The 22,385-nt window shown below is 65.1% G+C and carries 13 protein-coding genes; 6 read left to right on the plus strand and 7 right to left on the minus strand.

Annotated elements, in window-relative coordinates; translation table 11 throughout:
- The first annotated feature begins 15 nt into the window (after positions 1 to 15).
- Entirely contained in the window at positions 16 to 3,243 is a 3,228-nt protein-coding gene (locus tag KA354_11160) for a hypothetical protein (GenBank protein ID MBP7935195.1), read from the plus strand.
- A gap of 245 nt (positions 3,244 to 3,488) precedes the next feature.
- Positions 3,489 to 11,165, plus strand: a complete 7,677-nt coding sequence (locus KA354_11165) for a S8 family serine peptidase (GenBank protein MBP7935196.1) — start codon at positions 3,489 to 3,491, stop codon at positions 11,163 to 11,165.
- Positions 11,166 to 11,264: 99 nt separating this feature from the next.
- Here KA354_11165 and KA354_11170 read toward each other — a convergent pair whose 3' ends face one another.
- Entirely contained in the window at positions 11,265 to 12,767 is a 1,503-nt protein-coding gene (locus KA354_11170) for a sigma 54-interacting transcriptional regulator (protein MBP7935197.1), read from the minus strand.
- Between the two features lie 231 nt (positions 12,768 to 12,998).
- On the opposite strand from KA354_11170, the gene KA354_11175 reads away from it, so the two are divergent.
- Together KA354_11175 and KA354_11180 are read left to right on the plus strand one after the other, a co-directional pair.
- A complete protein-coding gene (locus tag KA354_11175) occupies positions 12,999 to 13,601 on the plus strand; it encodes a sigma-70 family RNA polymerase sigma factor (GenBank protein ID MBP7935198.1) in 603 nt (200 codons plus the stop codon).
- Positions 13,601 to 14,635 (plus strand): hypothetical protein, encoded by a 1,035-nt coding sequence (locus KA354_11180; protein MBP7935199.1) that lies wholly within the window; start codon positions 13,601 to 13,603, stop codon positions 14,633 to 14,635. Before KA354_11175 ends, KA354_11180 begins: the two co-directional genes overlap by 1 nt.
- Before the next feature lie 54 nt (positions 14,636 to 14,689).
- Here KA354_11180 and KA354_11185 read toward each other — a convergent pair whose 3' ends face one another.
- Positions 14,690 to 15,589 (minus strand): AraC family transcriptional regulator, encoded by a 900-nt coding sequence (locus KA354_11185; GenBank protein ID MBP7935200.1) that lies wholly within the window; start codon positions 15,587 to 15,589, stop codon positions 14,690 to 14,692.
- A gap of 155 nt (positions 15,590 to 15,744) precedes the next feature.
- Here KA354_11185 and KA354_11190 point away from each other — a divergent pair, with 155 nt between their 5' ends.
- On the plus strand, positions 15,745 to 17,493 hold the full coding sequence (locus KA354_11190; GenBank protein MBP7935201.1) for a cytochrome c biogenesis protein ResB: 1,749 nt from the start codon (positions 15,745 to 15,747) through the stop codon (positions 17,491 to 17,493).
- A 6-nt stretch (positions 17,494 to 17,499) separates the two neighbouring features.
- Positions 17,500 to 18,531: a DUF72 domain-containing protein gene (locus KA354_11195; GenBank protein MBP7935202.1), complete on the plus strand. Its 1,032-nt coding sequence runs from the start codon at positions 17,500 to 17,502 to the stop codon at positions 18,529 to 18,531.
- A gap of 43 nt (positions 18,532 to 18,574) precedes the next feature.
- Here KA354_11195 and KA354_11200 read toward each other — a convergent pair whose 3' ends face one another.
- From KA354_11200 to KA354_11220, 5 genes are all read right to left on the minus strand, one after another.
- Positions 18,575 to 19,111, minus strand: coding sequence for a hypothetical protein (locus KA354_11200; protein ID MBP7935203.1), 537 nt, complete (start codon positions 19,109 to 19,111; stop codon positions 18,575 to 18,577).
- Entirely contained in the window at positions 19,108 to 19,710 is a 603-nt protein-coding gene (locus KA354_11205; protein MBP7935204.1) for a sigma-70 family RNA polymerase sigma factor, read from the minus strand. Before KA354_11205 ends, KA354_11200 begins: the two co-directional genes overlap by 4 nt.
- A 15-nt stretch (positions 19,711 to 19,725) precedes the next feature.
- On the minus strand, positions 19,726 to 20,709 hold the full coding sequence (locus tag KA354_11210; protein MBP7935205.1) for a hypothetical protein: 984 nt from the start codon (positions 20,707 to 20,709) through the stop codon (positions 19,726 to 19,728).
- Positions 20,710 to 21,379: 670 nt separating this feature from the next.
- A complete protein-coding gene (locus KA354_11215) occupies positions 21,380 to 22,129 on the minus strand; it encodes an amidohydrolase (GenBank protein MBP7935206.1) in 750 nt (249 codons plus the stop codon).
- Between the two features lie 3 nt (positions 22,130 to 22,132).
- Positions 22,133 to 22,276, minus strand: a complete 144-nt coding sequence (locus KA354_11220; GenBank protein ID MBP7935207.1) for a hypothetical protein — start codon at positions 22,274 to 22,276, stop codon at positions 22,133 to 22,135.
- Between the last annotated feature and the right edge of the window lie 109 nt (positions 22,277 to 22,385).

Consider the following 22,385-nt stretch of genomic DNA (forward strand, 5'->3'; position numbering starts at 1 on the left):
AAAGGAGATCAAGCCGTGAAACATACTTGTGCTGCATGTCTCACCGCGATTGGCGCGGTGGCCGTCCATGCGAGTATCCTGCTCGCCCAGGGGACTTTCCACTTCGAGGACAATTTCGACCGGGATCCCTGGGACAACGGCCAGACGAACACCGCCTTGCCCGCCTGGAGTACCCCGGGAACCCTCTACACTCCGCCGACCGATGGGTCGCCGATTCTGGCCGAGGTGGTGGTTAACGGAACGTCCTTCCAGATCCGCCTCAACAACGAGACGTACCTCGATCTGACCGACGCCGACCTGGGGACCGGTTCCGTGGGCATCATGTCCTGGGCACAGCGCGGCGGGGCCCCCTACCGCGGCACCATTTGCGAGAGCCTTAAAGTTCTAAATGCCCTGAGCGCGGTGACCCTCCAGGAGACCTGGCAGCTGCCTTCCTCGGTTCCGACCACCTGGACCTATCCGGCTCTGGCCCAGGCCGACGGGACTGCTGCCAACGAGGCCATCGTAAAGGGCGCGTTCGAGTGGGATTTCATCACCGGCAGTATCGTGGAAAACTCCGGCGTGTACGCCTGGGCCACGTCCGCCGGGGCCCACACCGACTTCATCGGCCCGATCCTGGCCTACAACGGCCCCGGAGCCAACGACTGGACCGACTACCGCGTGCGGACCCGGATCGTTTCGATCGATGACGACGGCATCGGCTTGATCGTGCGCTATCGCGAGGAAACCGGTACCACGAGTTTCTACCGGATCACGTTCTGTGCCCAGGCCACCGGAACCGGTGTCACCAGAGCGTTTCAGGGCGTCAGCATTCAGAAGGCGGTTTACGACAAGATCGCCAAGACCGCCCAGTGGACCGACATCGGCTCCTCCGATAGCTTCGTATACACCAAGGGCGTGATGTTCGACGTGGCCGTCACCGTGCGTAACAACGGGAGCCAGACCGACTTTGCCATTGACGTCATCCACGATCCCAAGGGTGCCGCCACGGTGATTTCGACCATCAATTTCAGCGACGCGACGAATCCGATCACTGCCGGCAGCCCCGGCCTCCAGCAATGGGGCAACAACTCGAACCGGTGGCTCAGCTACGGCGGAACGGACACGCCGTTCGTCGAGACCCTGGATGCCACGCCGGTCACCCTGCTGGGCAACATCTTCCCGACGGGTTACGCCAACTGGGTGAGTATCTACGACAGCTCCAACTGGTTGGATTTCTATACCAACGGCACCACCTTCCAGGACAACCTCCCGGCCTTTGGGATCACTCTGGATACGCAGGACCTCATGGAGGCCTCCGATGGAAGGTACAAGCCGGACAGTACCGTCGCGACGGATGGGAAGTTCACGCCGTTCTACCTCTACAAGAGCGGCTTCAACGCCGAGGCCAACTACACCCTGCAGGCCAACCTCCGGAGCTTTGACGACGACGGGTTCGGTCTGATCTTCGGCTACCAGAACGAGAGCAACTACTTCCGGGTCGGCCTGCGCGCTCAGGCCGCCGCCAACTACGGCTTTGCGACCGGCATCTCCGTCCAGAAGGTCGTCGGCGGAACGGTTTCGCAGATCGCCTTGGTGACGACCAAGCCGACGCGAGCCCAGATGGCGGGTCTCTGGCTCCAGAAGTTCGCCACCGGGGCGATCGAGATGAGTGAGAACCCGGCCCTGTACGACGCGGCCCATAATCCGGGCATCGAGTTCCAGGGACCCCGGCTGGTGCGCGGCGACGTCAACTGGACCGACTACACCTGGGAGGCGGTCATCGAAGCCCAGGACAACGACGGAATCGGGTTGCTTTTCCGCTATCAGGATGAGCAGAACTTCTACCGGCTCACCTTCCAGTCCGAGGCTCAGACGGCGTCGGGAGCGCCGCCCGCAGGCATCAGCCTGCAGCGCGCGGTCAACGGTGTCTATTCGGAGCTGTTCCGGGATATCGATCCGACCAAAGCCGGCGACAACGATGTCGATGCGACCTCCGGATTCGTTTACAGTGACGTCCAATCGGTCGTCGGCTACAAGATCTGGCGGCCTCGCATCGTGGCCGTCGGCGGGACTTTCCACCTGGAGATCGATGCGATCCTCACCGACGGGACGGAGTACAAGAACTACTACACCGCCACGGTGACCGACCCGGCACCGCTGACCCATGGCCGGGTGGGCATTCACACCTGGGGTCACAACGCCAATGAGTTCCGCGATTTCAAGGTGACTCTGGCCGGCAAAGCCGAACCGGAGTTCTTCGACGGGCACAACAACGCCGACGTGAAGGGCTGGGTCGACGCCACCATCGCGACCATGTCCGATCCCACCGCCGTTGAAGGCGAGACGGCTGGGGACTCCGGCACCGCCGCCGGTTGGCCGATCTCGGGATTCGGCATCAGCGTCAACCTGAATGCCCTGAACGTGCGCGACAACCGCTACATTCAGGGCACCAACCAGGATCCGGACAATCTGAACGCCGGCACCGTGGACTTCGAGGGCCCCCGGGCCGTGGTCGGTTCCACCGGGTGGGCAGATTACATCTACTCCGTCGATGTCCGGACGTTCGACAATGACGGACTCGGCATCGTCTTCCGTTACCTCAACGAGAACAACTTCTACCGGCTCATGTTCATGAACCAGGACGGAAACACACTCGGGCCGCCTCCGCGAGGTGTCTCCGCCCAGAAACGGTTGAACGGCACTTACTCGAAGGTCTTCTGGAGCGGCGACGGCGGCGACGACTTCATCTATACTCCCGGTGAACGCTGGCACGTCGATCTCGTCGCCCAGGGGGACAACTTCACCGTCAAGGTGACCCAGCTCGACGGCGACGTCGATGGCGACGGCAAGACCGAGTACAACTTCGCATTCTCCGACCCGACCGATCCCATCCTGACCGGCAAGGTCGGCGTGACGTCATGGGGGGCGAGAGAGGTGGCCAACGAGGCGAACACCATCCTGGGAGGTCTCGACTGGACGAAGAACTTCGTCGAAGGTGCCGTGTTCGACAACATCGTGGTCGACGGCACCAGGAATCGGGTAGCCCCGGATCTCAATGACGACACGGTCATCGATGCGGCTGATTTCCAGCTCTGGAGCGCCTGCTTCACCGGACCGGAGATCCCGCTGGTTGATCCGACAGAAACCTGTTCGCGTTCGGACGTCGACGTCGACGGCGACGTCGACCAGGACGACTTCGGCCTGTTCCAGCGATGCTACAGTGGGGCAGGTCGCGCGTTTGACCCGCACTGTGTGGATTGACCCGGCCGACGGCTGCCCAACCGTTCTGAACGGCGGGTGGCTGTGGGCGATGGGCGTCGACCGCTGATCCGACGCCGGTCCTCTCTACTCGTGAGGAAAGGGCGGCCACAGGGATCCAGTATCCCGTGGCCGCCCTTTGTCATGGGGGCTGCAGATCCGTCGGGAATGAGAGTCGCCCTCGCGTCCTGGAATGGAAATGCTCCGACTCGAAGCGTAGGATCATTGGGCAGAGGAGGATACGAAGCGTGCGGTGTGTTATCGGTCGTGAGTGGATCTCGCGCCGGTTGATCGGCGCGGGCCAGGCTCAGTTCCGCGCGCTGAAGAACGGCCGCGTCTTGCGATGCGGCCTGACGCTGGTTCTGACGGCATTTCTGACCGCCCCCGGCCCCCGGATCGCCTCCGGAACGTCGATCCGGTGGCGCAATCCTGCACCCGACGGACCGGAAGCTACGGCGAGCGAGGTCCGCTCCGATCACCATGTTCTGGTGGAATTTCCCTTTCCCCTGAGTGTTCAACAGCGGGCAGAGGTCGAGGGGTCCGGCCTGAAGCTGCTGGCGTATCTGGGGGATCATGCCTACTTCGCAGTCCGGCTGGCCGCCAAGGAGCAAGCCGGGGCAGCGTCCGGCATCAGCTCTTCGGCGGATATCCAGCCCATTCGTCGTGAGTGGAAGCTGCACCCCAGACTGAGCGCCGGCCCCCCCCCGGACTGGGCGATGATCCCGGCGGCCACCGCAAGACAGGAGCGACGGCATCAGACACCCGCACCCGAGATCGAAGCGGTTGCGTCGGACGCGGTGCTGGCCGCCTACATCCTCTTTCACGGCGATGTGCTCCTCGTGCCGGAGGCGGTGAACGCCTGCGCTCGCCACGGAGCCGTCGTGCGTGCCCAGCTCCCCTCCGTCAACGGCCTAGTCATCGAGATGCCACTCGGCGTCGTGTTCGCCCTGGCCGACGAGGACGCCGTCCAGTGGATCGAGCCGGCCCTGCCGCGAATGAGCGAGGTCAACGATAGTGCTCGCATCGTTACGCAGGTGGACCTCGTCCAGGCCGCACCGTACGGGCTTGACGGCTCGGGAATCAACGTCCTGCTGTACGACGGCGGCACGGCCTGGCCCGACCATCCCGACTTCGGGGGCCGGGTCCTCGTTCGCGACCCCTCGGGCCTGAGCAGCCATGCGACCCACGTGGCCGGCACCCTCGCCGGCAGTGGCAAGGCCGGCGACGGCCGCTACCGAGGCATGGCCCCCGGCGTGGTGATCCAGTCGTACGGCTTTCAGTACGATGAGTCCGGCGTTTTTCTCTACTCCAATCCTGGAGACATCGAGGCCGACTACCGCGAGGCGATTCTCACCGACGGCGCCGAGATGGCCAGCAATTCAATCGGCTCGAACGTCGCCAGGAACGGTTTCCCCTGTGAGCTCGAAGGCAGCTACGGGGTCACCTCCGCGGTCATCGACGCCATCGTGGCAGGCAGTCTGGGCGCGCCCACGCGGGTCGTCTGGGCGGCGGGTAACGAACGAAACGGCGGCCGATGCGGCCTGGCTTACGCCACCATCGGCCCACCCGCGCCGGCCAAGAACCCGATCATCGTCGGAGCGGTCAACTCGAATGACGACTCGATGACCTGGTTCTCCGGTTGGGGACCGACCGACGATGGCCGGCTTCGTCCAGATGTCGTCGCCCCGGGTTGCCAGGCGAGCGATGACCGCGGCGTGACCTCGACCGGCCTGGACGGGGGATACACCGCCCTGTGCGGGACGTCCATGGCCACACCCGCGGTGGCCGGCGTGTCCGCCCTTCTGTTGCAGGACTACAAGCGACTCTATCCGGGTACCCCCTTGCCCCCTAACGCGATGCTTAAGGCCGTCCTGGCCCAGACCGCGGCCGACCTCGGCATCGTGGGCCCGGACTACCAGACGGGCTATGGCTCGGTTCGAGCACGCGAAGCCGTGGATCTGCTCCGCACCGGCAGCCTGCGGCAGGGCTCGCTCTCGCAAGGCGAGAGCAAAACGTACCTCTTAAAGGTTCCACCGGGAACGGCGAGCTTGAAAGCCACTGTGGCTTGGGACGACCCGCCGGCCGCGGTCAATACGATTCCCACCCTGGTCAACGATCTGGACGTCGTCGCCATCGGACCGGCGGGCACCGACATTCACTATCCCTGGACGCTGGAGCCCACGCACCCGGAACGGGAGGCCGCCCGCACCCAGCCGGATCGGCTGAACAACCTCGAGCAAGTCGTGGTCGAATCACCCGAGCCGGGCTTGTGGATGGTGCGTATTCACGGCTATACCGTGCCCGTGGGTCCCCAGAGTTTCTCCCTGGTGGCGACGCCCAGCTTGGTGGGCTGCTCCGCGACGGGAACAATGTCCCTCGGCGCCGAGGAGTACCGCTGCGACGGCGGCGTGGTCGTCACCGTCAACGATTGCGATCTGAACGTCGATCCGGCAGTCGCAGATGCGACCACGGTCCGAATCGCCTCCACGAGCGATCCGGCCGGCCGCGATCTGGTCCTGACCGAGATCGGGCCGGATACCGGCGCGTTCACCGGCAGGATGGCCCTCTTCCGCACACCCTCACCCGATCAGTTACTCGTGCTTCATGGCGATACCCTGACGGCGACGTATTACGACGCCGATGCCGGTGCCGGACTTCCGGCGGAGACGGAGGCTTCGGCGGCCGTGGATTGCGTGGCCCCGGTGATGTCCGACCTCAAGGTCGAGGAGCTGACCGCCCTGGGCGCCGTGGTCTCCTTCACCACCGATGAGCCTTCCTTCGCCCGCGTGCGATTCGGTTCTGCCTGCGGTGCCCTGGATCGCACGGCGGTCGGCGCCGCGATCGACCGGACTCACAGGCTGGTGCTGAATGGGCTGCTGCCCGCGACGCGTTACGAGTACCTTATCGAGGTCACCGATGCGGCCGGCAATCTCACCCGTGAGGATGCCGGTGGATCCTGTATGGCATTCGCGACGCCCGATGCCCCGGACTACCATACCCAGCACTTCCTGCTCGATGCCGGGGCGCTCAACCACAAGAGCCTCCTGTTCACGCCTGACGGGTCCATCGACTACTACGCCGTCTGCGTCCAGCCTATCGTGGAATTGCCCGTCGATCCGACCGGCGGTGCCTGGCTTCGAAACGTCTCCGAGGTGACCTTGAGCGATGGCCGGCAGGTGTCTCTCTACGGATCATCGTACAACGCTTTCTACGTGAACGGTGAGGGCACGATCACCTTCGATCAGTGGGATGACACCTCCGGGGATATCCTCGGCAGGCACTTCGCCGTGCCTCGGATCTCCGCCCTGTTCGAGTGGTTCACGCCCGCCGAGGCCGGGCACGTCAGCTGTAAGCAGCTGGCGGATCGGGCTGCGATCACCTGGGAACAGGTGCGCGACGCCGCTACCGGGGGATCCAGCACGTTCCAGGCCGAACTGTTCTTCGACGGGCGGATTCGCCTTTCCTGGCTGGATATCAACGCGAACGATCCGCTGGTCGGTCTCTCCCGCGGCGGCGGCATACCGGTTGACTACCTGGAGAGCCGTTTGGGCGACACCGAAGCCTGTGTGGCAGACGCGCTGCGAATCACTCCTGCCGGCCCCCTGGCTGCTCGCGGCTTGGCGGGAGGGCCGTTCTCGCCGGCGTGCCGTACCTTGACGCTGACCAATGTCTCTGAACCGCCCGCGAGCCTGCCCTGGTCGACCGAGGCCGGAGCCTCCTGGGTATCGGTCACGCCGGACCGCGGCGAGCTGCCGCCCGGTGGCTCCCAGGACGTCGAGCTTTGCGTTGCCGCAGATGCCGACAGTCTTCCGGTGAGCATGATTGAGTATCTGGTCGATGTGCGGTTCATTAATGCGATCACCGGCCTCGTCCAGGCTCGGGCGGTCCAACTTGCGGTGCAGGCCACGTCGCCTCCCACGGCCCATGACGTGCTGGCGGCGACCGCGCTCGATGTGCCGGTGGAGATCGGGCTCGTCGTCGACGATGATGGACGGCCAGCCCCACCCGGGAAGCTCGTCTTCCGAGCCGTGTCCAACCCCGACCATGGTCGGCTCAGCACCATCGACGACACCGGGCGGTTGACCTACACGCCAAACGCGGGATTCGAGGGTATCGATCAGTTTGCCTACCAGGCCGGCGACGGCGGTGTCGCTCCCGACGGCGGCGACTCGAACGTGGCCCGCGTCACGATCCGCGTCATCGGACCGCCGAGGCCCGCGGTTCATCCCGTTCCCGCCGACGGAGCGGCCCGCGTACCGGTCGACGAGCCGTTCCTGGCCGCCGAGGCCGTGGATACCAGCCGGCTACGCGGTGGGATCGTCGCCGCCGCCTACCCGGCCGACGTCAGCGATCCCCATTTCACGGATGTCCGCGACAAGATCATGACCACCGGTCGGTTCAGCGACATCGGTATCATCCACACCGGTCGAGTGACCCCCGCGCCCGCCGATCTGAAGGCGTTCGACGCGGTGGTTGTCTGGAGCAACGATCAGTTCGCCGATCCTTTCACCCTGGGCGACCGGCTGGCCGATTACGTCGACGGCGGCGGGGGAGTGGTCCTGGCGGTGTTCGCCAACGTGAACGTGCGTTCTTTCAGCGCCCTTGCCGGTCGGTTCCTGCTCGACGACTACTTCTGCATCAGCTATCCAGGTCACAACGCCTTCCCGCCACTCCTCGACGGGCCGCGACAGTCACTCGACCGCGTCTTTCTGCCCGGCCATCCCACGATGAGTGGGGTAACCCGGTTCGACGGCGGTAATCGGAGTTTCCGAATCTGGTCCTCCTATCTGGTCGAGGGCGCATCCTTCGTCGCCAACTGGAGCGATGGAGCTCCGCTGATCACGGTTCGCGAGATCAACGGAACGCCGCGCGTCGACCTGGCACTGCACCCGCCGTCAGATACGGTGGAAGAGGAGTTCTGGGAGTCGAACACCGACGGGGGATTGATCCTTGCCAACGCCCTGGCCTTCGCGGCCGGCCGCAGCGGCTGCGCCACCACCTACAATGTCTACTTCGGCACCGACAACCCGCCAGCCAATCTCGTCTGCGAGAATGTCCCGGATCCGCGATGTCCCATGCCCCCATCTCTTGGGTTGGGCACAACCTACTACTGGCAGATCGTGGCTCACAACAGGGCCGGGAGCGTGCCCGGCCCGGTCTGGTCCTTCCGAACCCCGGAGCACGCCAACATGGCCGTCGGCGACTCGGTGATGCCCTCCGACGACCTCGCGATCCCCTTCGGAAACGCTGCGCTCGGCAGCGCTCGGCACGAACGCATCACTCTCCGGAACGCGCATGCCTCCGAGGTGCTGAGCCTCACCGGTCTGTCGCTGGTTCCGGCCGCCGACGTGGCCGAGGATTTCGAGAACCCCCTGACAGAGGACTGGAGGCCGGGGGGGCCCGGCCAGTGGACGGTGCAGGGTGGGGCGCTCCGGGCCTTGTCCTCGACGTCGGGATCGCGCATGCAGACGATGTACGGCCGGCGGACATGGCAGGACGCGTCAATTCGCCTCTCCTTGTGGCGAACCGGCAGTCCGTTTGTTGCCGCCGGCCTGGCCCTGCGGGCTTCCGAGGACTTCGATTGGGCGGCCGGCACTGGATCCGCCTATCTCGTCGGTTTGAGCGGTATGGGCTCGTTCTACGTGGCCCGCGTCGTCGGCGAGGAGTTCACCTTCCTGCAACCGTGGAGTAGCTTCAAGCCACAGAAGATCCTCACCGGGGCTAACGACGTCGTCGTCAGCCTCGTGGGGCCGGATATCGATGTGTATATCAACGCTCAGCTTGCCTGGGCCGGGCGTGACTTGACGATCGCCGGGCCGGGTCGCATCGCCTTGTTGGCCTACAGCGATCCACCCGGTACGCAGGATGCCACTCACTATTTCGACAGCGTCCAGGTGGGCCTGCCCCTGCCCCTGGCGGCGGCGCGGCAGGTCACTCTGGGCGGCCTGCTTCCGCTGGCGAGCCACGAAACCGGAACGGACACGCTCGTTCCGCGCCCTGAACTTTCCGCCGTGGTCGACCCCTCATCCGCGGCGGCCTTCTCCATCGAGGTCGAGTTCGCCATGCCTGATCCCTGCGCAGGCTTCCAGTTGTCCGAGCCGCCGTCGGTTCCGGCTCAGCTTGCCCCAGGCGAGTCCATCGACCTCGGGGTCACTTTCCTGCCCGCCTGGCAGGGCGAACAGGCATGCGATGTCCTTCTCGTGGGAAACGACCTCGAGCAACCCCGGCAACGCGTGCACATGACCGGCAGCGGCGGGCCTGCATACCTGCAGATTGCCCCGGCCGACGAATGGACCCTTCAGGGACCGGAGGGCGGGCCCTTCACACCCGCTTGCGGACAATACACGCTCACCAACACCGGGCCCGGCGCGGTTCAGTGGTCGGTCGCAACATCTACGGCTTGGCTGTCTGCGTTGCCGCCCGGCGGCGCGCTCGAGCCTGGCCAGAGTACATCGGTCAATCTCTGTGTCACCGACGGTGCCAGCCAGCTCGAGCCCGGCGACTACCAGGTCGCGATCGCGATTGCGGACGCCGCCACGGCACTCAGCGAGCACCGCATGATCCACCTGTCCGTGTGCCGGCTTCCCCCGGCCCCGGTGCAGCCCGACCCGCCGGGCTCGGCAACCGGCATCAGCCTCACTCCGTCGCTGGCCTGGAACACCGGCCTGTCGCCGCCTCAAACCTGTCATGTGGTTGGCAGTGCCAAGATCAGCTACCAGGAGCGGGAGGTCGTCCTGGCGGATGTGGTGGCCGTCGCCAGCGACCAGCTGCTCCATGAGATTGCCGTTCAGCTTTCGTTCGCCGACGTGGCCGACCTGCACTATCTGATCGGCGAGTCTTCTTCTCGCGAAGGTCCGTTCAGACCCGCCTGGCAGCGCGCGGTTCCGACGGAGGGACAGGGCGAAGCCTACTACTCGTCCGGTGTGCTGGACTACCGCCTTGCGGCAGGGCGGTTCTATGTCATCGGCGTGGCCTGGGGCGACACCCTGGTCGGCTATGGTCTCGACTACCGCGCGTATCCGATCGCCTGGGCCGCCGGAACGATCGAAGGCCTGGTGAGCGGTCGGTTCGCCATGCCGCTCACCGAGATGCCGGCCAACTTCTTCTCCGGAGCGGTCACCCCGATCAAGCTGTGCCTGGACGATGCCGGTTCTGTGAGTCATCATGTCTATCTATGGAGGGAGGGGGAACCTCCGGCACTGGTGGCTCCGGACGTGGTCGGTTCGACCTGTCCGCCGATCGCCCCGCTGGCCCAGGGGGCGCTCTATCATTGGAGAGTGGTGGCGGTCAGCGTCTGCGGGGCTCGCGAAAGCGCAACCTGGTCGTTCACCACGGCATCCTGCGACGACGGATTGCCGACCATCGATCGTTCTCCCGGCCGTCGTCCGGTCTCGCGCAAGGTCCACGGCTCGGCGGGGGAGTTCGACATCGATCTCCTGGCGCCGTCGTCCGGGCAGACCTTGGCCATCGAACCGCGGCCAGACGGCCCGACTCTGCTGATCGTTCACCTGACCAGGCCGGTGCAGGCGGTGGGCGCGCCGGTTACGAGCAGCGTGGTCCTCACGGGCCCGGGTGCCGCCCAGGCGCGGGTCACGGATGTGGCCATCGAAGGCCAAACGGCTTCGATCACCTGTGAAGGCCTCTCGACCGGCGCCGTACGGCTGGCCTTCCCGGGGATCAGGGATGCGAGTGACCCAGCCTGCGGTGTCCTGGAGGTTCTTGACTTCGGCATCCTCGCGGGCGACGTGAATGGCGATGCCAGGGTCAACGTTCTCGACCTGACGCTCGTTCGCAATCGGCAGTCGCGGTCGCTGGACTCGGCGAGCTGCCGCGGCGACGTGAATGCCGACGGAGCGATCGATCTCCTGGATCTGGCCAGGGTTCGTTCCAACGTGGGCACTCTTTTCTCCGCGTTCTCTCCGTGATGAGCGCGGCGGAGGTGGATCATAGAGGGGGCCCCTGCCGCCGGCCGCAGGCTCACGGCCCGCGATTGCCGGGCTGGACGCCGCCCGGCGGATGTCGACTCAGTCCGGCTTCTCGATTTCGAACTTCTTGATCCGATAGCGCAGGTTGTCGCGAGAAATGTTCAGCGCCTTGGCGGCCTTGGTCTGGTTCCAGCCGGCCTCCTTGAGGGCACGCACGATCAGGGCCTTCTCGTAGCCCCAGAGACCCGATTCCTGCTTGTCGCGCGGCTGGTCGGCCTGCCCGCCGACGATCTCGCGGGGCAGGTGGGCCGTGTCGATCGCCTTGCCGTCGCAGAGCAGCACCGCCCGCTCGATGACGTTCTGCAGCTCGCGGATGTTGCCCGGCCAGCTGTAGCTGGTGAGCTGGGCGAGTGCGTCGCTGGTCGTGGTCGGGGCGGGCAGATTCAAATGGCGGGCGGCGAGGTGGGTGAAGTGCTCCACCAGCATCGGGATGTCCTCGCGTCGCTCCCGGAGCGGCGGATTCATGATGGGAAACACGTTCAACCGGTAGTAGAAGTCCTCCCGGAAGGCGCCGTCCTTGATCGCCTTCTGCAGGTCGCGGTTGGTTGCGGCGATAATCCGCACGTCGCAGGAAACGGTCTTGGTCCCGCCGACGCGGATGAACTCCCGCTCCTGGAGGACGCGCAGCAGCTTGAGCTGCGTCGAATGGCTTATATCTCCAATCTCGTCTAGAAAGAGGGTTCCGCTGTTGGCTAACTCAAAGCGCCCGATCTTCTGGGCGATCGCTCCGGTGAACGCGCCCTTCTCGTGCCCGAACAGCTCGCTCTCCAGCAGCGTCTCCGGCAGGGCGGCACAGTTGATGGCGATGAACGGCTTGTCCCGCCGCGGCGAGTTGAGGTGAATGTGGCGGCTGAGCAGTTCCTTGCCCGTGCCCGTGTCGCCCAGGATGAGCACGGTGGCGTTGCTGCCCGCGACCCGGGCGCATAGCTCGAGCATCTGCCGCAAGGCCGGCGACTGGCCGATGATGTTCGTGCCCCGATGAGCCGCGGCCTGCAGCCCGCGATTCTCGAGCTTCAGCCGTTCGTGAGCCTGGGCGTTGGTTGCCCCGCTGGCGGCCAGGTTGGCGAATACTTGGAGCAACTCCAGGTCATTCTCGGTGAAGTTGTCCTGGGCCAGCCGGTTGAGAACCTCGACAACACCAAGAACCTGCCCGTTCTTGACCAGCGGGGCGGCCATCACCCCGCGGGTGCAGAACGTCGACTTCTCGTCGATCCCGCTGAAGAACGATTCCTCCTCGCGAACGTCGGTGACCAGGAGCGGCTTGCCGGTACTGGAAACCTTGCCGGCGATGCCCAGATCGGCGTCGAATTCCTCTCCAATCAGCTGCTGGCCGAACTCCCCGGTCGCCGCCCGGAAGACGAGTTTGCGTCGTTGCGGGTCCAGGAGCAGGACCGAACTGGCCTCGGCCTGCATGACCGCTGCGGCGTTTCGGGCGATGGCCTGAAGCGTCTTCTCCAGATCAAGCGACCCGTTAATGGCCGCCGAGGCCTCGACCAGGGCGGATAACGTCTCCTTGGGCAGTCCGTGATCCTTGATCGACATGGCAACCTCAACGGACACGCTGGGCCGCGACCGGTCCACAAGTGACTTATTACAGGGCGCCGGTTCGCCAAGTTACGCTCCAGACTAAGGTTAAGGCGTGGCAAGTGTCAAGCGACGATTTGACGTAACCGCCCAGGCGGCTATTATGGCCCCTGCGGGCCGGCCCTCTCGCGTTTGCGGCGGAGCGAACCCGAGAGTCTGCGGGTCGTACTAACAGACGGCGGAAAACGGGTGAGTGTGCCGACCGACGAGGAACTGCTGGCTGAGCATATCGCCGGGCAGCCTGGCCGTTTCGAGCAGTTGGTACGCCGGCACAGCGAGGAGTTGTTCCGGTTCCTCGCACGCTTCGCAGGCAATGACGCTTTGGCCGAAGATCTGGTCCAGGAGTCATTCCTGCAGGTGTATCGTTCCGCGGAGGGCTTTGACTTCGGGCGGCGATTCAGGCCGTGGTTGTACACCATCGCCGCGAACAAGGCCCGCGATATCCTGAGGAGTCGGCGCCGGCGGGGTGAAGTGCCACTGGATGCCCAGCTCGACACTTCCGAGGCCGAGGGACAGAAGTATCTGGACTTCCTCGCCGACACTGCCCCGACGCCGGCGAATAACCTGGAGCAGGCCGAGGTTCAGGCCCGCGTCCGGAAGGTGCTGGCCGACATGCCGGATCACCTTCGCGAGGTTCTGATCCTCAGCTACTACCACCGGTTTCCATACAAGGAGATCGCGGAGGTGCTGGGAATCCCGCTCGGAACGGTGAAGAGCCGGTTGCACGCGGCCGTCGGCCACTTTGGACAGGCCTACCGCGAGGCGCCCGAGGACGAGTCGGAAGTACGGTAATGGTGGACCAACAAGACTTCAGCGATTCGACGTTACTGGATTGGCATCTCGGCTACCTGGAGGGCGACGAGGCTGATCGGCTGCAGGCCGCGTTGCAATCCTCCCCCGAACTGGCGGCCCGGAGCCGCGCCCTGGGCGACCTCCTCGCCCTGCTCGATCGTTCCGCGGCACCCCGCCCGCCCGTCGGCCTGGCCGACAAAGTCTTGGCATTCATCGACCATCAGACGAAGGTCCTGCCCTTCGCCGGGGCGGAAACCCCGGCCTCGATGAGCACCGACGGCCACACCGTGGGTAGCCGGTTCTCCGCCTCCTGGCGCGACGTGCTGGCCGTCGCCGCCTGCATCGCCCTCTTCGTCGCCGTGGCTGTGCCCGGCTACCGGAAGGCCCAGGACGCGTCCCGGCGCTATGCCTGCTTCGGCAATCTGAAGACCATCTGCACCGCCGGGCTCCAGTATGCCCAGGCCAACAACGGCTACCTGCCGTATGCCGACTACGTGCCCGGTGCGGTCTGGTCGCCTGCGGCCGCCGCCCCCGGAGCTCCGGTGGCACGCAACAGCCGGCACATCTTCCGTCTCGCCAGAGGTGAGTACCTCCCCACGATGCGGGTGTTTCTCTGCCCGGTGTTCCGCGAAAGCCGGCCGATGCCCATGGAAATCGCTCGTCAGAGCCAGGATTTCGCCGATCCGGCCAACGTCACCTACAGCTTCCTGTTCATGAACCTGCCTAGCGGGCTGCGCGTCGAAGAGGCCCGCAAGAGATCACGGGGGCTGGTCCTGGCCGCCGACCACAGCCCGCTCCGACCCACGGCCTCAAGCCTCACCGGCCCACTGGCCGACCCGGGCGGCAACTCACCTTGCCACGAAGCCGGGGCCGGGCAGAACGCCGTCTACGCCGACGGCGGCGGCGGCTTCTTCACCGATCGCCGCATCGGCGTGGACTGCGACGACATCTACGGCGTCGGCAGCGGTCCGGGCGTGTACCTCGGGACCGAAGTTCCCGTTTCCGACACCGACTCATTCCTTCCGCCCGGATGACCGTCGGCTTCCCGGATCGCGATCAGAACAAACCGGCTTGCGGGCCCCATCAGCTCAGGAACGCAGCGGAACGTAGATCTCGACGAGGAGATCCTGTTCCGGCGTGGTGTGGGGATCGTTGCAGTAGAGTTCAAAGGAGGGTGCGTCGCCCAGCTCACGCCCGCTGGCCGGCAGCCATTCCCCCAAAAACTGCTTCCAGGTGCGATGGAGATTGGAGTAGCTGCCCCGGTGTAGGGCGACGGCATATTCGCCGCCGGGGATGTCCTGAACACCCACCTCACCTCCACCCTGGCACGCCGGATCCACGGTGACACAGGCGTCGTAGCGGATCTGATCGGGCGGGGTCCCTTCAGGATCGTCATAGCAGATGCCCAGGCATCGGGTCTGCGACCCCAGCAGTCCGCGCGGACCGGCCCAGCCGCACAGCTTGTCCCATGCAGCCTTGCAGGTGGTGTACGGGCCGACATGCCGCACGCAGGCCACGTGCATCGGGGCAAGTGTTCGTACCTCTACTTCCATCGTCGTTCCTCCTGTATCCACCATGATAAAATCCTGTACCTGACCACCGGGTTGATAATGGACGCCTGACGGCACACACTTGCACACCAGGGGTGTGACGCTGCCGCGAAAAGCGGACGGCGATTCGCCGAACAGCGCCCGGAAAGCACGGGTGAAAGACTCGTGGGCCTCGTAGCCCGCCTCAAAGGCAATGTGCGTGACCGGATCGTGACCATGCCGGAGTCGATGGGCGGCCCGCTCCATCCGCAAGCGCCGAACCAGCTCCATGACCGATTCACCTACCATTCCGTGGAAGACGCGGTGGAAGTGGTAGGGGGAGAAGTGGGCAAGCCGGGCAAGCTCGACCAGCGACAGGGCATGGTCCAGATGCCCGTGAATGTGCTGGAGCACGGCGAGGATTCGAGCCCGGTAATCCTGCTGGGTACAAGTTCTCATGAAAGGCGATTCTATGCGGAATCACGCCCTCATGCTTGACCGTCCTTGCTGATTTGCAGCTTTCCCGGCCAAATCCTCCCCTGCTCTTTCAGTAGTGATGCCCCACGGCCACTCCCCCGGTGGCTTGTTCCAGAGGCGGCGTATACACTCTGAGCGTGAATCAGTCTCGACAGACACTCTTCAAGGCGATGGGATCCGCCTGGCTGGCGGCCTTGCTGCTGCTGCTTGTGCTCGTGGCGATGGCTTGTGCCACCGCTTATGAATCCACCCACGGTACGGCACTGGCTCTCCTGATGTTCTACAAGTCCTGGTGGTTCGAGGGCTTGCTGCTGCTTCTGGCCTTGAATGTGCTGGCCGCCGTCCTCGCCCGCCTTCCGCCGGATCGGGCTCGGGCCGGACCGGTGATCACCCACCTGGCCATCCTCGTCATTCTGGTTGGGGCGTGGGTCACCAAGTGCTTCGGTATTGACGGGCAGGTTGAGATTCGCGAAGGCCAGACCGTGCAGGCCTTTGACCTCCAACAGGATACCTTGACCCTGGAGGACTCCGGAGGTCACGCCCACACAAGCGTCGAACTCGATCCGGTGGTCTTTAACCGGTCCAGGGCGGCCGCAGAACCGGCTTTGGCACCGCTGGTGCTCGGTAACCTCCGTGTACAGATCGAGGCCTATGCTCCCGATAGCACCGAGCACCGGGAAGTGGTCAACGACAGTCAACAGCCTCAACCGGCGCTGGAGATCACGCTGGGCGCGGAGCAGGAGAAGCTAACCGGGTGGGTGTTTGCTGATCAGCCGTCCGAGATGAGTTCCTTTGGCCTGGTGGCCCGACGGGTCGCCGATGCCCGGGAGTTCGCCCGCCTTCTCGCTCCGCCTCCCGCCAGCCAGCCGGCTTCGAACGGAACGGTCAAGGTCGAGGTCGGCGAGAAGCGGTTCGAATACCCCCTCGAGCGGTGCACCGACCAGCCCATCGTCGTGGGGGACACGGGATTCTCGATCCAGGTGCTTCGCTATTTGCCCCACGCCGTGGTGGGCGCCGATCGGCAGGTCCGCTCCGTTTCGGATCAGCCGGTCAACCCGGCCATCGAGGTCGAAGTCACCGGGGCCGAGGGCTCTTCCAGGCGGCTGGCCTTTGCCCGTTTCCCGGATTTCTCATCCATGCACGGCGCCCAGGCGGCCGAGCACCTCAAGCTCACCTTCGTGGCCTCGGTCGACACGGTTCCGAAGATGCCCATGGAGGTGCTGATCGGCCCGTCGAATGCGCTGGCGGTACGCTTCACCGACAGGCATGGCCAGGTGACCATCGCCGAGGCCGCTCCAGGCAAGCCGGTGAAGACGCCGTTTGCGGGCATGACCTTCGAGATCGGCCGTTTCCTGGACCATGCCCGGGTGCGCCAGGAGGTGCGGCCGCTGAACACCGCTGGCGAGGACCCCACGCCCGCCCTGAAACTGGCCGTGACCACCCCGGCGGGCACCAACCGCTTCTGGCTGCGGAAGTACGATGCTCGCCCGATCGACAGCCCGGGCACCAGCTACCTCCTGCAGTACACCAACCGGACACTCCCGTTGGGTTTCAGTCTCAGGCTGGATGAGTTTCGCATGGACAAGTACCCTGGAACCGAGCGGCCAAGATCGTTTCAGAGCCACGTGACCTTCCTGGACTCCGCTTCCGGCCACGAACAGGGCGAGGTCATCAGTATGAACAACCCCGCCCGCCACGGGAGCTACACCTTATTCCAGTCGAGCTATCGCCTCGGCGAGGACAGCCCGTCCTCCACCGTGCTCAGCGTGTCGTGGGATCCTGGGCAGCCAATCGTCTTCTTCGGCTATGTCGCGATGCTCTCCGGAATGCTTTGGGTTGCTGTGGCCCGCGGGCTCGACCGTCGCCGAACCGCAGTCGTACAATAGAACATCATGTCCGCTCGCGAGGAACGCCAACTGACTTTTGACTGGGGGCAGCCGGCGAAGGCCTCGCCCGCAGAGAGGCCTTTCCCTGCGGCCGCCGCCCTGGCCGAACGGCTACGCCGCCTGGCCGAACGCAAGATCTACCTGGGCACGTCGAGCTGGAAGTACCCGGGCTGGCAAGGGCAGATCTACGACCCGGCCCGGTATCAGATCCGCGGGCAGTTCTCCGAACGGAAGTTCAACCAGGAGTGCCTCGCCGAGTACGCGGCCGTGTTCCCGGCGGTGTGCGGCGATTTCGCCTTCTATCAGTTCCCCACGGAGCAGTCCTGGAAGGAGTTGTTCGCCCAGGTCCCACCGGAATTCCGGTTCAGCCTCAAGGTCCCCGAGGAGGTGACCGTCGAACGCTTCCCTCGCCTGCCGCGTTACGGCAAACGCGCGGGAACGGCCAACGCTCATTTCATGGATCCCGCCCTGGTCCGCGACCAGCTGCTGAGCAGGCTGGACCCATACCGGGACCGGATCGGTGTCCTGATCTTCGAGTTCGGCACGTTTCACGGAGGTCCCATGCGGGCTCCCGGCAAGTTCGCCGAGGCCCTTGCCCGACTGCTCGCCGGCCTGCCGCTGGATCGATACCGGTTCGCCGTCGAGGTGCGCAACCGCGAGTTCCTCGGATCGCCTGGCCGCGAACGCTACCTCGCCTGCCTCCGAGACCACGGCGCGGCCCACTGCCTCAACAGTTGGACCCAGATGCCTCCGCTGATCGATCAAGTGCAGATCCCGGGTGTGTTCACCGCTCCGCACGTGGTCGCTCGCCTCCTCCTTCGCCCCGGCCGTGCGTATCAGCAGGCCGTGGAGAGCTTCGCACCCTACGACCGCATTCAAGATCCTTATCCCGAAGGCCGTGACGCGCTCCGAGACCTCATCGAGGCCTGCGTCGCCGAGAGCCGCATGCTGCTCGCCTTCGTGAACAACCGGTTCGAGGGCAACGCCCCCCAGACCATTCAACTGACAACCGAAGGGTGGACCAGCCCGGCCCTCTGACTCGCCCAGGTCGGGCCGAAGACGCAGCCTGGCAGTCCCCCGGTCAGTCCGTGCTCCTTAGCCGTGGAACGAAAGCCCTCGGCAGGCAGGCGACCATGTCCCGGCCAACCGCTACGACCTGGTTCTGAGTCCGCTCGATTTCCCGCATGAGCGGTTCTCCGGCCGGAAGGGTCAGGGATCTCACCGGTTCTCGCACCTGGGCCAGGAGGCGGTCCACCGAGAGAGGCGGCAGCGCCGGGATCGAACTCTGGACCACATTCCCGGCACTGTTCGCGGCAGGCGGTGACGACACAAAACGCCAGACCGTGGGGAGCGAGACCGCGAGGGCAATGCAGGCGGCCGCGGCTAGACCCGCAGTGAGCCGCCAGGCCGGGTGAACCGGGCGGCTCCCGTTGCTGCCCACAATGCCCAGACCGGCGGAAATCGGTTCTGCACGCAACGCTTCCCCCAGCTGAAGACCCCGCTCCAGAAACTCGCGGCAGGCGGGACAGCACCGCAGGTGCCGCTCGGGTAGGCGAGCCGATCGATCATCGCTGTCCAGGGCCGTGGAAATTCGCCATCGATAGTAAAGGCAGATCATGACTCGCCTCCCTCGTGCGTGCCAATCACGGTCCAGCCGAAGACCCGGCAGAACGACTTCAGACTCAACAGCCTCCGCCGAGCACGATACAGCAGCACCTTCACGTGAATCGTCGTGATCCCCATTCGCGAAGCGATATCCCGGACACTCAGTTCCTGCACATAGCGAAGCTGGATGGCCTCGTACTGGCGTGCGGGCAATGCCTCCCGGACGGCAATCCAGAGGCTGTGGCCCTCCTGCTGCCGGGCCAGCACATCCACTGGCTCGGGCGACGGGTCGGCCCGCTCGATGTACTCGACCGGGTCCTCTCGCCGACGCCGGCGATGGTTGGCGGCTACATGCAGGGCAATCGTGGTCAGCCAGGCAGCGAAGGGACGGCTGGGGTCGTAGGAACCGATCGCGGCATAGGCCGAGGCCAGCGTGTCCTGCACCAGATCCTCGGTCTCGTGGCCAGGAACCGGCCGGCGGGCGAGGACGCGCATGAGCAGCGGTCGGTACCGCTGACCAAGCACACCAAAGGCAGCGGAAGAGCCCCTCTGCGCCTGACAGAGGAGGTCTTCCTGTGAATGGAAGGACATATCGCTGCCGATCAAGTCCACCGGCTTCTCCTGGCATCAAGAAGCGGCTTGCTTGGCCGCCGCCTGGGCCATCACCCACTTCAGCAGATCCACGACGTTCTGCCGGGGGGCGACCAGCGATGCCTCCACGGAGGCCTCATGGGCCGATACCTTCAAGTCCTTGAGGACTCCGGCCGCCTCCGCGGGAATCAACGGCTTGCCGTTCTCACGCAAATCCTTGACCAGATCGAGAAAACCCAACACGCCGTCCATCATCTTCGACAGGTTGGACGCGGTCTGGGCGTCCTTGGTCAGCAGCGTGAGCCGCGAGAAGAAATCACGCTCGGTTTCGCCGATCTCGAACCGCCCGGAGACGAATTTGTTGAGCAACTCGACGGCCTTCTGGTCGTCGGGCATCTTGGGCAGCTCGGCCAGGTAAACGAACAAATACGCTCCCGCCGACGGCTTGATCGACGGCGGAATCACCACCTGGGCCATGCTATCCTGTTTATTCTGCAATACCGCCACGGCTTGTTCAAGCATGTTCTGACTGCCGGCCACCACGATGAGGTCATCCCGGAAGAACAGGCCGAACCGCACAGCACCGGGCTTGTCCCCCTTGGGCTCGTCCGTCCACTGGTAAGCGTCCAAGTCGCTCACCTTGATCTCGCGAAGCGTCGGGTTGGTCCGGAGCAGGGTCAGCAGCTTCTCACGGTCGAAGCTCCCCTCGATGAGAGCCACGCCGTTCTCCTCCCCCGCGCCCACGCCGTACAGGGTGATGGCTTTCAGATCCTTGGTCAGGTCCAGGCCGGACACGTTCTTCAGAACGGCCAGACCGGCCGCAATCTCAGGTTTCTTGATCTGCTCCAGAACCAGTGCCCCGACCTTCGAGGCCAGGAAGCCCTCCGCGTCCATGTGGGCCACCCATTGGGCCGAGGCGGCTACCCGTTCCGCCTGACCCGGTCCTGCCAGCCCGGGTACCGCCAGGCTCATGACCGCCGCCCACCCCATCAACGCCACTGCTAACGTTCGGTTTCGCATCAGTTTCTCCTTATGACTCAAGGTGCCGAAAACACCTTCACCCCTGACTACGCGCAGTGGACGCGAAAGGTGACAGAAAAACCAGGACCGAATCTGTGGACCGCCCGACCCGGACGGCCTGCGGTGATCCCAGGGCGCGGATAACGACTCGCGGGGCGTGAGGCCTCTCCTCGCGGATTGGGTCCCAGTGGGGGTGATGCCGGGCGGCGCCCGGCTTCCGCAACCATCAAAAAAGTCGGACCACGGTGGCTCGCCGTCGTCCGACTCGGTGTGCGGATCGCTGCTTCGGTCCGCGGATCAGCTTGTGCAACATCCGGTCACCCGACAGGCACCTCGGGTCCCGGCCCACGATCAACCTCAGGCCGGCCCCTTTGAAGTCGTACACCGTCAGAGACCAGGTGGAGTCCGGCTCAGGTCAGTGCCCCTCACCCACCGACCAGTTTCCTCCTCCGGAACACCGAACACACCCCTATCTTAATCGCTTCCGACCCCGGACGGATACGCCGTTTTTGCGCAATTAAATAGCCAAATCGCGACATGCCGGCACCAACCGGCCAAGAGGTCCTCCGCCCCGGCTCAGGCAGGCAGGTGGGTCTGCAGGTCGTCCCCCACCCGGTCGCGTCACCTCCCGCTCAAACTCGACGGTGTCCGCGGGCGGCGGTGCCCGTCCCTAGAGCCGGAGCACCCGCTCGGCGTTCTGCGATTCGATCAGGGCTCGCTGCCCCGGGGTGATTTCGGCATGGTCCAGCTTGGCCCGGCCACAGGCCGGATACTGCAGAAGCGATCCGGTGCCAAAAAGCACACGTTCCGCACCTACGGCCTCGGCCATCCGAGCAATGGCCTGGAAGCCCTGCATGCACGATGTCTCAATGGTGATGTTGACGTGGCTTGCGATCACCTCGACGGCGGCGCGAAACTCGGATAGGTAGTTCGGCCCGCTCAGAATGAACTGGGTGCCCGGGTGGCGGTCGGCCAGGTCGGCCACATTGCCGATTGGCAGCGTCGGGAAACGGAAGTTCATCATCGGACGCGTGGGGACGATCACCGGAATCCCGCACTCGCCGGCGGCCGCGGCCAGCTCATCGGCAAATGGACTACGCAGGCTGTAACCCTGCAGCAACAGGGGATAGAGGCGGCAGGCCTTGAACCCTTCCTCCACCAGGCGTCGTAGCGGCTTCCCGCCGCCGCCGTTCATCGGGCTGAGACACGCGACCGGCGCGAGCCGATCGGGGTGGGCCCGAGCCAGGGCCAACGTCTCCCCGTTCGCGGTCGGCCAGTCGCCGAACAGCCCGCGCAGGGAAGTGACCGCGGCCCGATCGATCAGGGAACAGTCCATGAGCCTGAGCAGGTCGTCCCCGCCGGTCGCCGGGAGCGGCCAGTAAGGCCAGTGACCGAAAAACGCGTTCACGTCAATCCGCATGATTCAAAGTCCCAGCAGCCGGGCCATGTTCCCGCCGAGAATGAGCGACTTGGCCCCCGGTTCAAGATCGGCACCCTCCACCTTGGCCCGCTGAACCCAGGGATCCAGCAGCGGCGTGTCCGTGCCGAATAGACCCCAACGTTGCATAATCCGCCCGCCTCAAGCGGCGTGTTGGGCGGTCTTCATCGCCTGCAGCAGGCCGAGGAGCCTTTGCCGGGCCCAGGTATTGGCGTTGCAGGTGAGGGTGAAGACGCCT

This window comes from Phycisphaerae bacterium, from assembly GCA_018003015.1.
In the GTDB taxonomy this organism is placed as follows: domain Bacteria; phylum Planctomycetota; class Phycisphaerae; order UBA1845; family PWPN01; genus JAGNEZ01.